The 9,530-nt window shown below is 60.6% G+C and carries 11 protein-coding genes; 2 read left to right on the forward strand and 9 right to left on the reverse strand.

Annotation, left to right across the window (positions count from 1 at the left end):
* The coding region (locus tag ACYVDE_RS08405) for an NAD(P)-binding domain-containing protein (protein WP_460501039.1) at positions 1 to 327 on the reverse strand (327 nt) is incomplete at its 3' end.
* Positions 328 to 507: 180 nt separating this feature from the next.
* Here ACYVDE_RS08405 and ACYVDE_RS08410 point away from each other — a divergent pair.
* The gene (locus ACYVDE_RS08410; protein WP_460501041.1) at positions 508 to 1,380 is read left to right on the forward strand and encodes an SDR family oxidoreductase; all 873 of its coding nucleotides are present in this window, start codon (positions 508 to 510) and stop codon (positions 1,378 to 1,380) included.
* Between the two features lie 98 nt (positions 1,381 to 1,478).
* Here the strand turns inward: ACYVDE_RS08410 and ACYVDE_RS08415 are convergent, their stop codons facing one another.
* From ACYVDE_RS08415 to ACYVDE_RS08450, 8 genes are all read right to left on the reverse strand, one after another.
* Positions 1,479 to 2,348 (reverse strand): DUF1571 domain-containing protein, encoded by an 870-nt coding sequence (locus tag ACYVDE_RS08415; RefSeq protein WP_460501042.1) that lies wholly within the window; start codon positions 2,346 to 2,348, stop codon positions 1,479 to 1,481.
* A gap of 59 nt (positions 2,349 to 2,407) precedes the next feature.
* Positions 2,408 to 2,707, reverse strand: a complete 300-nt coding sequence (locus tag ACYVDE_RS08420; RefSeq protein ID WP_460501044.1) for a hypothetical protein — start codon at positions 2,705 to 2,707, stop codon at positions 2,408 to 2,410.
* A 159-nt stretch (positions 2,708 to 2,866) separates the two neighbouring features.
* Complete coding sequence (locus ACYVDE_RS08425; protein ID WP_460501046.1) at positions 2,867 to 3,385, reverse strand: YkvA family protein; 519 nt, start codon at positions 3,383 to 3,385, stop codon at positions 2,867 to 2,869.
* 74 nt (positions 3,386 to 3,459) lie between these two features.
* On the reverse strand, positions 3,460 to 4,653 hold the full coding sequence (locus ACYVDE_RS08430; protein WP_460501048.1) for a hypothetical protein: 1,194 nt from the start codon (positions 4,651 to 4,653) through the stop codon (positions 3,460 to 3,462).
* A gap of 21 nt (positions 4,654 to 4,674) precedes the next feature.
* On the reverse strand, positions 4,675 to 5,502 hold the full coding sequence (locus ACYVDE_RS08435; RefSeq protein WP_460501056.1) for a type 1 glutamine amidotransferase: 828 nt from the start codon (positions 5,500 to 5,502) through the stop codon (positions 4,675 to 4,677).
* Positions 5,503 to 5,628: 126 nt separating this feature from the next.
* Entirely contained in the window at positions 5,629 to 6,732 is a 1,104-nt protein-coding gene (locus ACYVDE_RS08440; RefSeq protein ID WP_460501049.1) for a carboxylate-amine ligase, read from the reverse strand.
* Between the two features lie 82 nt (positions 6,733 to 6,814).
* Positions 6,815 to 8,017, reverse strand: a complete 1,203-nt coding sequence (locus ACYVDE_RS08445; RefSeq protein WP_460501051.1) for an ATP-grasp domain-containing protein — start codon at positions 8,015 to 8,017, stop codon at positions 6,815 to 6,817.
* Between the two features lie 108 nt (positions 8,018 to 8,125).
* On the reverse strand, positions 8,126 to 8,833 hold the full coding sequence (locus tag ACYVDE_RS08450; protein WP_460501053.1) for an esterase family protein: 708 nt from the start codon (positions 8,831 to 8,833) through the stop codon (positions 8,126 to 8,128).
* A 141-nt stretch (positions 8,834 to 8,974) separates the two neighbouring features.
* On the opposite strand from ACYVDE_RS08450, the gene ACYVDE_RS08455 reads away from it, so the two are divergent.
* A partial coding sequence (locus ACYVDE_RS08455; protein WP_460501054.1) for an alpha/beta hydrolase occupies positions 8,975 to 9,530 on the forward strand: 556 nt, incomplete at its 3' end.

A 9,530-nucleotide genomic window follows, 5' to 3' on the forward strand; every position in this document is an offset into this window, starting at 1 on the left:
CAGCAGGGTGGGGTAGGTGCCGGCAGCGGCGGCGCGGGGCGGTACGTTCAGCACGAGCACGTCGGTATCGGCCAGCAGGCGATGAAGTAGAGCGTCGGCGGCGGGGCCGAAGTCGGAGCCAAGGCGAAGCAGGTGCGGCTCGATGCCGGCGGCCTGCATGATATCAAGGTTTTCGGGGGTGGTGCTGGTACCGACTACGCGGTGGCCAGCTTGCACCAGCGAGCGGGCCAGGGCCATGCCCAGCCAGCCGCAGCCCAGCACGAGTACGCTGGGAAATTCCGCCCCCGAAGCCGTGCTCGTGGAGCCCCCGGAAATGGAACTGGTCATAGATAAAGAAGGGTGCTTGGAACTGCGAAGGTGCGAATAAATTATGAAACGCCTATATTTAACCAGCTGATTCGGTCGCGTTGACACCCGATGGCGCACGGTGGAGGTTCGACGGTTTCGTCTAGTACCTTCGGCCTTAGGCTACTTGCACCCACCCTCTTTTTTATTTCAACTTTTTGCATGAACGCACCCTACACCCAGCCCATGCTGCGCGATAACGCGCTGGCTGGCAAAACCATTATCGTAACCGGCGGCGGCACCGGCCTGGGCCGAGCCATGACTACCTACTTCCTGCAGTTGGGGGCCAATGTCACCATCACGAGTCGCAAGCTCGACGTGCTGGAAAAAACCGCTGATGAACTGCGCCAGCAAACCGGCGGCAAGGTGCTGGCCATTGCCTGCGACGTGCGCAAGTACGACGAGGTAGAAGCCATGCTGGAGCGCACCATCCAGGAATTCGGCGGCGTAGATGTGCTGCTGAACAACGCGGCCGGCAACTTCATCAGCCCCACCGAACGGCTGAGCCACAAGGCGTTCGATGTGATTGTGGACATTGTGCTGCGCGGCTCCTACAACTGCACGCTGGCCGTGGGCAAGCGCTGGATTGCCGACAAAAAGCCCGGCACCATCCTCAACATCGTCACCACTTATGCCTCGGTGGGCTCGGCCTTTGTAGTGCCCTCGGCGACGGCCAAAGCCGGCGTGCTGGCCATGACGCGCTCATTAGCAGTTGAATGGGCGAAATACGGCATTCGTTCCAATGCCATTGCGCCCGGCCCGTTCCCGACCGAAGGTGCCTGGAGCCGCCTGTTCCCCGAGCCGCTGGCCAGCAAGCTCGACCCGGCCGCCAGCGTGCCGCTCAAGCGCGTGGGCCAGTACCAGGAACTGGCCAACCTGGCCGCCTACCTGGTGTCGGACTTCTCGGCTTATGTGAACGGCGAAGTCGTGACCATCGACGGCGGCGAGTGGCTGAACGGTGCCGGCGAATTCAACAAGCTCGAAATGCTGACCTCCGACATGTGGGACCACATTGAGAAAACGATGAGAAGGTAATTTTTCGCTGTTATCCTGAGCAAAGCGAAGGCCCTTATTCCGTTAGAAAATTCTAATGGAATAAGGGCCTTCGCTTTGCTCAGGATGACAGTAAAGACCTAAAACTTGTATCCCTTGTAATCCTTGCTGAATTCCTCGGCTGGGATGGGCTGGTTGGGTACCACGTCGGAAAAATCAAATTTCTCGAACAGGCCTTTGTCGTCGTTCACCTGCACCACGGTGGGCAGGTAAGTTTTGGGGTCGATGCAGACGATGGTGCGGCGGCCGTAGGCGTTGGGCACCTGCAGCACCTTGCCGGCCGGGATTTTCTCACCGATGGTGAGGCCGTTGCGCTCAATGATGCGGAACTCGCCGCAGCCAAACCGCTCGGCTACCGAGGCGATGGTTTCGTTGGCGCCGGCTTTGTAGCTCACGTAGCGGAACTGCGGATAGTCGGAGCGCAGTACGTAGTTGGGGCGGCCCATCACGGTGCTGTCGCCCACGTACTTGAACGAGCGGCTGTAGGAGAGGTCCTGGCGCAGGCCGGTGGTGCGTAGCAGGTCGGAAATGGTGCCGAAGCCGGCTTGCAGCACGGTGTGGTGCTGGTTGCTGCGCATGAGCTTGGCGTTGGGGTCGAGGCTGAGCGTGACGTAGGGAAACGCCGCCGGATTCACCCAGGCATCGCCGCTGTTCTGGCCCTGCAGCCACAGCACTTCCACGCCCTTCTGGTTTTTGATGTAGATACGCAGCGGCTTGTATGCAATTTTCATGATGCTGCGCGCCTGCCGGATGCTGCCTTCGATGCGCTCCTGGGCTTTCACGGTGCAGCGCAGGTATTTCAGGCCTTCGATAGCGGCCCCCATACGGGCAGTGAGCTGCTCGGTAGTAATGGGGGCCGCGGCCGGTGTGGCGGCCATTAGAACAACTGCCGAAGCCAGCGGGACGGCCCGGCGCAGGGCCGGACCAAAGGGTGCGAAAAACGCAGACATAGAAAAAAAGAGTTCGGAAGGTGAAGAACTGCGCGCCGCCGCTCGAGCGGCCCGCTGCCTTAGTTCAGACTGATGTGGGGAAAGCGTGAGGCTACGGTATCGAAAAGAAACAGCTCATCAATTTCCACGCCATGCATGAACCGATACAGCGGAAACTGCTCGACCACGGCGCGCACAGCGGCTTCGTCGTCGCCGTTCATTGTGACCCAGCCGCGGCTGCGGTCGCTGCTAATGGCGTAGGTTTCGATGATTTTTTCGTTCAGCAGGCGATTGATGAAATCGCGGTGGCGCGGTATCAGGGCAATAAAGTCGTCGTCGAACGACTCGGGCAGCAGGATGGAAACGACAAACGTGGGCATAGGCAGCAAGCAGGCAAACGGCCCGCACAGGGCAGGTATTGCGATAGAAACAAGCAAGCGCCGGAATGTGCCAGGGCGAGGACGCAGGAAAAATAAAAATGCCCCGCCGGCCAGCGCGGCCGGGCGGGGCAGTAAATATCGGCAGCGGGCCGGGTTGGATTACGAATGACCCAGTTCGGCTACTGCCGGCTGCCGGGTGTCGCTGGTGGCGGGGCGGGCCGCCAGGTCGGGGCCGGCGTCAAGGCTGGCCGTTGCGCCGGAGTGCGAGTCTTCCCAGGCGCGGTACTTGGCAATCTCATCCTGAAACTTGCCCAGGAACCAGCTAATCAGGCTCAAATCATCAAGAAAGCCCAGTACCGGAATGAAGTCGGGTACCAAATCGATGGGCGACAGCACGTAGAGCAGCACGGCAAAGCCCGAAACAATGGTGCCGGTGGCAACCTCGCGGTAGTCGCCGCTGATGTAGTTGCGCACCAAGCGCACCAGCGTGGAAGCCACATCGAACAGTTGCTTGAATTTATTGTCCTTGCTATCCTTATCGGCGAGCTTGTCGGCGGTTTCGTTGAGAATGGCAACTACCTTGAACGGCTTGCCCAGCAGCTTGGTGGCGCGGCCGATGAAGACGTTGAAAATAGCGTTTTTGGAGAGCTGGAGGCCTCTTTCGGCAAGTGAAGACATGGGTGCGTGGGCAATGGTAAAATTATTGCCGGGCTTTACGCGCAACCCGGGCCCGACGTTGCTGGCGCGCAGCCCTAGCGCTCGAACAGCGGCGTGGTGCCGCCCACCCAGTCCTTATCCTTGTTGAAGTCGACGCCAATCATCTCGCCGCGGCTCAGGCGGCTGAGGCCGGTGAGCAGGCGAGGCCGCACCGCGCCGGCCGGCCAGATGTAGAGCAGGCGAATCTCACACTTCACCAGCCCGTCGGGCGACTGCACCACGGGCTCGTATTGCACCTTGCGCTGCAACAGGTAGTGGTTTTTGTCGGCAATAGCGTCAAGGTCGGCGGCTGTTACGTGCAGGCGCACGCCCGCGCCGGCAAACGAGTACAGCGGCTTCAGCACGTAGTTTTCGAGGTCGGCCGGGTACTCCGCCAACTCATGCAGGTAGTAGCTGGGCGGCACAAACGGCCCGCTGAGCAGCGGCAGTGTGAATTTGCTGATGCGGAAAAACCAGTTGGGATGGCCCACCCAGGTCACGTCCACGTCGGCATCGGTGAGGTGAAACTCGGTTTCGAGGTCGGGGTAGCGGGCCAGCTCATCAAAGATAATGCGGTTGTAGATGCGCTTGATGCGCACCAGTCGGCCGTCTTTTTCATAGAACAACTCGCGGCCGCGCTTGCGCACCTTGGTCAGGCACACCGGCTCGATGCCCCAGAATTGCTTGGTGAGGGCAAAATCGACGCGGGTTTTCTGGCGCTCTGGAAACAACTCCAGCAACACCACGTTTTCGGCGGGCTCGTCGGCTAGCAGGAACTGGCACATCTCCGCGATGTAGCTGGCAAGGTCGGCGGTTTCGATGAAGGGCGATACCGAATCGGGGATGGTGAAGAAGCGGGCGAACTCGCCCGGCAGCCAGCCTTGGAAGGCGTAAAGCGAAGGAAAGCCTTGCATCTCAATCAGCTGGGGCTCCAGCTCGCCCTGCGCGTCGCGGCACACGGCGAAATCGAAGGTCAGGAACTCGGGGCGGCCTTCGGGGCCGGGCACGCGCTGGTGCGCCGGAATGGCGGTGTCGGTGCGGGCCCGAAAATCGGGCTGCTCAATAACGTCGATGATGCTTTCGCCGGCGGCAATGAGCTTGTCGCGTAGGCCGGCCGGCACGAACACCGGCGACTCGGCCACCCGAAAATCGAGCTGCCCGGGCAGCTGGCGGTCAATGTCGGCCAGCATTTCCTGGTAGCGCGCGGGCGTGAAAGCGGCGTTGTAGCGGCGGCGGGGTTCCGGAATCATGGGAAAGGAGTAGGGGCGGGGCTATACTAAGATGGGGGCAGGCACCAGGTGGGCCAGCGCCCGCCGCAAAAACGTGGGCAGAATGATGGATTCGGTGTGCTCGATGGTGCCGGGGTCGGCCAGCAGGCGCACCATCTCGTCGTATTTGGCCTCGCCGTAGGCCGTGATAACCTGCTGCTTGCGCTCGTCGGTCAGCATATAGCGCAGCATGCCTTCGCCATCGGCCTCGGGGTGGAACTGGGTGCCCAGCATTTCGGGCGTGAAGCGAATGGCCATGATGGCGCGGGCCAGCGGCACGTGCGGCCGCTCTTTTTCGAGGCACAGCACCCGACCGCCCAGCTGCGCCAGCCGCTCGGTGTGCAGCTCCGTCAGTTGGTAATCGCGCGAATCGACGGCGTAGAAGGGCTCGGGCAGGCCCGCAAAAACGGGTTCGGCCTCGCCGGCTTCGGTGAGGTGCACTGGCAGCACGCCAAACGACGTGGATTTGCGCTTGCCCACTTCGCCCAGCCCCAAATGCCGGCTCACGAGCTGGAAGGAGTGGCAAATCAGCAGCAAATGCTTTTTCACCGGCTGAGTATGGTTGTGCAGCAGCAGTGCATCGATGAATGCAAAGTAGCGCACTTCCCAGGGCTCATCCGAAGCCAGGGGGCTGCCCGGGCCGCCGGTCGAGATGTAAGCGTCGTAGTCGAGGCCCGGCAGTTGGTTTGCGGCCCGCACATTATAGGTGTCGACCTGGAATTCGGTGCCCAATTCGGTGGCGCTGCGCTGCAGTAGCTGCCGGATGCAGCGCATGCCTTCGTTGGCCGCATTATTATACATATCCAGGATGGCAATTCGAATTGGCTTCAGCATAATCAAGCAATAAACAATAAAATGCAGCGAGCAAAAAGGCGGCCCACCTGCGTTGCTAAAAAGTAGCAGCGCCCACCGAATGGCGGGCGCTGGCAGGGCAAAGTTAGAATAGATAAGGCAGATTTACAGGCCGTGAGCCGTTTCCTGCAGGATGAAATCGACCACGCGATGCAGGTCGCCGGTTTCGCGGAATACCTGGAGCTGGCGGTCGGCGCCGGTGCCCATTTCCATTATTTTGAGGGCATATTCTACCTCGTGGCGGCTGCCGAGCTCGTCCACCACGTCGTCGATGAAATCGAGTAATTCCAAGATGAGCTGGCGGGTGGGCACTTCCTCCTGCTTGCCGAAATCAATCATGCGGCCATCGATGCCGTAACGGGCGGCGCGCCACTTATTTTCTTTCACCAACGCGCTGCGGTAGATGCGGAAGTTGAGGTTCTGCATCTTCAGCTTGTAGATTTTGGCTACCAGCGCCTGCATGATGGCGGCCACGCAAATGGTTTCATCGGCGCGCAGCATCATGTCGCAGATGCGGTACTCGATGGTGTCGAAAAACGGGTGTAGGCGCAAATCCCACCAGATTTTCTTGCCGTTGTCGATGCAGCCGGTTTTAATGAGCAGCGCAATAAACTCGTCGTAGTCGCTGGCGCTGTGGAAAAATCCCGGAATGCCCGTGCGCGGAAACCGCTCGAACACCTTGGTGCGAAACGACTTATAGCCCGTTTCGCGCCCTTCCCAAAACGGCGAGTTGGTGCTGAGGGCGAACAGGTGCGGCAAAAAATAGCGCAGCGTGTTCATCATGTACACGCCCATTTCGCGGTTTTCGATGCCGATGTGCACGTGCATGCCGAAAACGAGGTTGGAGCGGGCGGCCTCCTGCAATTCCTCCACGATTTTATCGTAGCGGGCATCGGGCGTGATGGGCTGCTCCTGCCAGCGCGAAAACGGGTGCGTGCCGGCCGCCCCAATTTTCAGGCCCTGCTTATCGGCCAGCTCCATCACGTGGCGACGCAACATCAGCACTTGGTCGCGGCCTTCGCTGATGTTATTGCAAATGGTGGTGCCCACTTCCACCACGGCTTGGTGCATTTCGGCTTTCACCTGCTCGTGCAGGGTCATCTGGCCGCCCTCCACAATCTGCGACAGGTGCGAGCGCAGTTCCCGGGTGTTGGGGTCGATGGTCTGAAACTCTTCCTCGATGCCGAGGGTGAACTTGGGGAGCGACATAAGCGGCGGGATTTAAGCCCTCCCAGCCAAGTGGTTTCGGCTGGGAGGGCAATCAGGTAGAAAACGCGCTTGATTAGGGTTATTAGGCCTTTTTAGCTGGCTTTTTGGGTGCGGCCGGCTTTTTAGCCGCAGCTTTCCCGGCTGCGGGGACCTCGCCGGTGGGCGGCTCGGGCTTTATGGCCCCGGCGGCCTTACGGGCGCCCGGCTTGGGAGCGCCGGTGGCGCCCAAGTCGTTGGTTTCGTGCACGGGGCTGCCAATTTTCACGGTGCCGGCTGCTTTGGGCGCGGGTTTGGGCTTAGCGGGCGGAGTTGGCTTGGAGGCTACCCCAGCCGCTGCTTTGGCCGCGGTGGGGTGCACGAAGGTGCCCCAAGTTAGGTTGTCCTGGCCGGGCACCTGGGCCTTAGCGCGCTCAATTGCCAGGTTGGCAGCGGCTTCCACTACCCACTCAAAATTCTGCTGGCCCACGGAGTTCACGTCGGCATCGGGCGCGGGGTTGCCGAAGTCGATGGCCAGCGGAATGCCGTCGCGCACGGCAAACTCCACGGTATTAAAGTCGTAGCCCAGGCCTTCGTTCAGCTTCAGCACGTAGTCCTTCATGGTGGCCAGCAGCTTTTTACCGGCCTCGCCCGTAGTTTTCATCTCAGTGGCGTAGCGCAGGTGCGGCTCGTTGCGGGGCTCGTAGGGCATGATGAGTACCTCCTTGCCGCCGATGCAGTAGCAGCGGAAGTAGTCGGTGAAGTCCACGGCTTCCTGAAAGAGCATCACGAGCTGGCCCGTCTCGTCGTAGGCCCGGAAAAAGTCTTCGGGGCCGTGCAGCTTGTACACGCTTTTCCAGCCGCCGCCCGAGTGGGGCTTCATGTAGGCCGGAAAGCCGATGTGAGCAAAGGCTGCCTCCCAATCCATCATGCTCAGGTTGCGGAAGCTGCGCTCAGAAGTGTCATCGGGGCGGGCTTTGCTGGGCAGGAGCAGGGTTTTGGGCACTGGCACGCCCAAGCGCACAGCCAGCGCGTTGTTGAAAAACTTCTCGTCGGCCGACCACCAGAAGGGGTTGTTAATCACAGCAGTACCCATCAGGGCGGCGTTTTTCAGGTAGGCGCGGTAAAAGGGCACGTCCTGCGAAATGCGGTCGATGATGACGGCGTAATCGGTGGCGACGTGCTGCTCTACCTGATTAATCTGCACGAACTCGGCGCGAATGTCGGCCGGCGCTTTTTCGTTCACGCGGTCGACGAAGGCCTGCGGAAACGTGTTTTCCTGCCCGAAGAGGATGCCAATTTTTTTCATGGGAAAGGGTGTTTTAGTGCTTGGTTTTTAGGTTTTGGTTGTTTGGCTTGGGGGTTTAATTGCTAGTGCCTGATTGCCAAAAACCAACAACCAACCCCCCAAAACCAACTACTGGATGGTGCTCAGGTACTCCGGAAACATCTCGCGCCACACGGGCCAGTCGTGGTTGCCGTGGGGCTTCACCTCGAGCCGGTGGCGAATGCCTTTTTCGCTCAGAATGCGGGACATGTCGTAGTTGGCCGGCTTGCAGAAGTCGTGCTCAGCGGTGCCCAGGATGATATTCATCCACTGGAAATGCTCGCTGTGCGCGCCGGGGATGAACTCGGGCGGGTTGTTGAAATAGACGTTGTCGTCGTGGTAGCCGTCCAGAAACTGGCGGATGTCGAAGGCCGCGCCCATCGTGAACAGGTGGGCCACCTGGTTGGGGTGGCGGAAGGCGAAGTTGAGCGCGTGATAGCCGCCGAAGCTGCACCCGGCCACCGCAATTTTATCGACGTTGCACTCTCGCTGCAGCATGGGCACCAGCTCCTCACTCAGAAACTGGTCGTAGAAAACGTGGTTCTGCACCCGGATGCGCGGCTCCAAGTGCTTAGCGTACCACGAATGTTTATCGATGCTGTCGATGCAGAAAAGCTTCACGCGGCCGGCTTCCACCAGCGGGCGGGCAGCTTCGATGAGCTGAAAGTCGCGGGCCTCGTACTCACGGCCGCCGGAAGTGGGGAAGATGAGCACCGGGTAGCCCCAGGTGCCAAATACCAGCATGTCAATATCCTGGCCCAGATGATGCGAGTAGAAGCGGCGGTGTTGTTCCTGCACGGTGGATGGTGTTAGGGGTAAGATTACCGCGACGGTAGCAGCGGCGCAGCAAACTAGTCATGAAAGCAGGGACCTGCGGTAACGGCTGCGTTAATATTTCAAAGCAAGTACGAACTCCGCTCGCCTGCGTTACTTTGTTCGATGCTTTCCGACTCGAATTTATCTGGCGCCGCGCCCGCCAGTACCCGCTTGTGCCGCGAAGTGCTGACCTCGGCCCACTTAGGCCGCGAGGTGGAGCTCAGCATCGTGCTACCACCCGGTTCGGTTGGTGCCGGTCCGTTGCCCGTGCTCTACCTCAACGATGGCCAGGACCTGGAGCGCCTGTACCTGCAAGCCACGCTCGATATGCTGTATGCCCGTGGTGCCGTGCGACCCTTCGTGCTGGTGGCCCCGCACGCCAACGAGCAGCGCGTGCAGGAGTACGGCACCGCCGGCCACCCCGATTTTAACGGCCGGGGCAGCCTGGCCGGGGCTTACACTGCGTTTGTAATCAGCGAATTGCTGCCCTTCGCGCAGGCGAAATACCATGCCTCACCCAACCCGACGCAGGCGGTGATGGCCGGGTTTTCGCTCGGCGGCTTGTCGGCCGTCGATATGGTGTGGCACCACCCCGAGGCGTTTGCGCGGGCCGGGGCGTTTTCGGGCTCGTTCTGGTGGCGGCAGCGGGCCGTGGGCGCCGGCTACACGCCCGCCGACC

It is taken from the genome of Hymenobacter agri (assembly GCF_054778495.1).

Coding starts and splice junctions, on each gene's coding strand:
- ACYVDE_RS08410 (WP_460501041.1), top strand. CDS start 508: ATGAACGCACCCTACACCCAGCCCATGCTGCGCGATAACGCGCTGGCT.
- ACYVDE_RS08415 (WP_460501042.1), bottom strand. CDS start 2,348: ATGTCTGCGTTTTTCGCACCCTTTGGTCCGGCCCTGCGCCGGGCCGTC.
- ACYVDE_RS08420 (WP_460501044.1), bottom strand. CDS start 2,707: ATGCCCACGTTTGTCGTTTCCATCCTGCTGCCCGAGTCGTTCGACGAC.
- ACYVDE_RS08425 (WP_460501046.1), bottom strand. CDS start 3,385: ATGTCTTCACTTGCCGAAAGAGGCCTCCAGCTCTCCAAAAACGCTATT.
- ACYVDE_RS08430 (WP_460501048.1), bottom strand. CDS start 4,653: ATGATTCCGGAACCCCGCCGCCGCTACAACGCCGCTTTCACGCCCGCG.
- ACYVDE_RS08440 (WP_460501049.1), bottom strand. CDS start 6,732: ATGTCGCTCCCCAAGTTCACCCTCGGCATCGAGGAAGAGTTTCAGACC.
- ACYVDE_RS08445 (WP_460501051.1), bottom strand. CDS start 8,017: ATGAAAAAAATTGGCATCCTCTTCGGGCAGGAAAACACGTTTCCGCAG.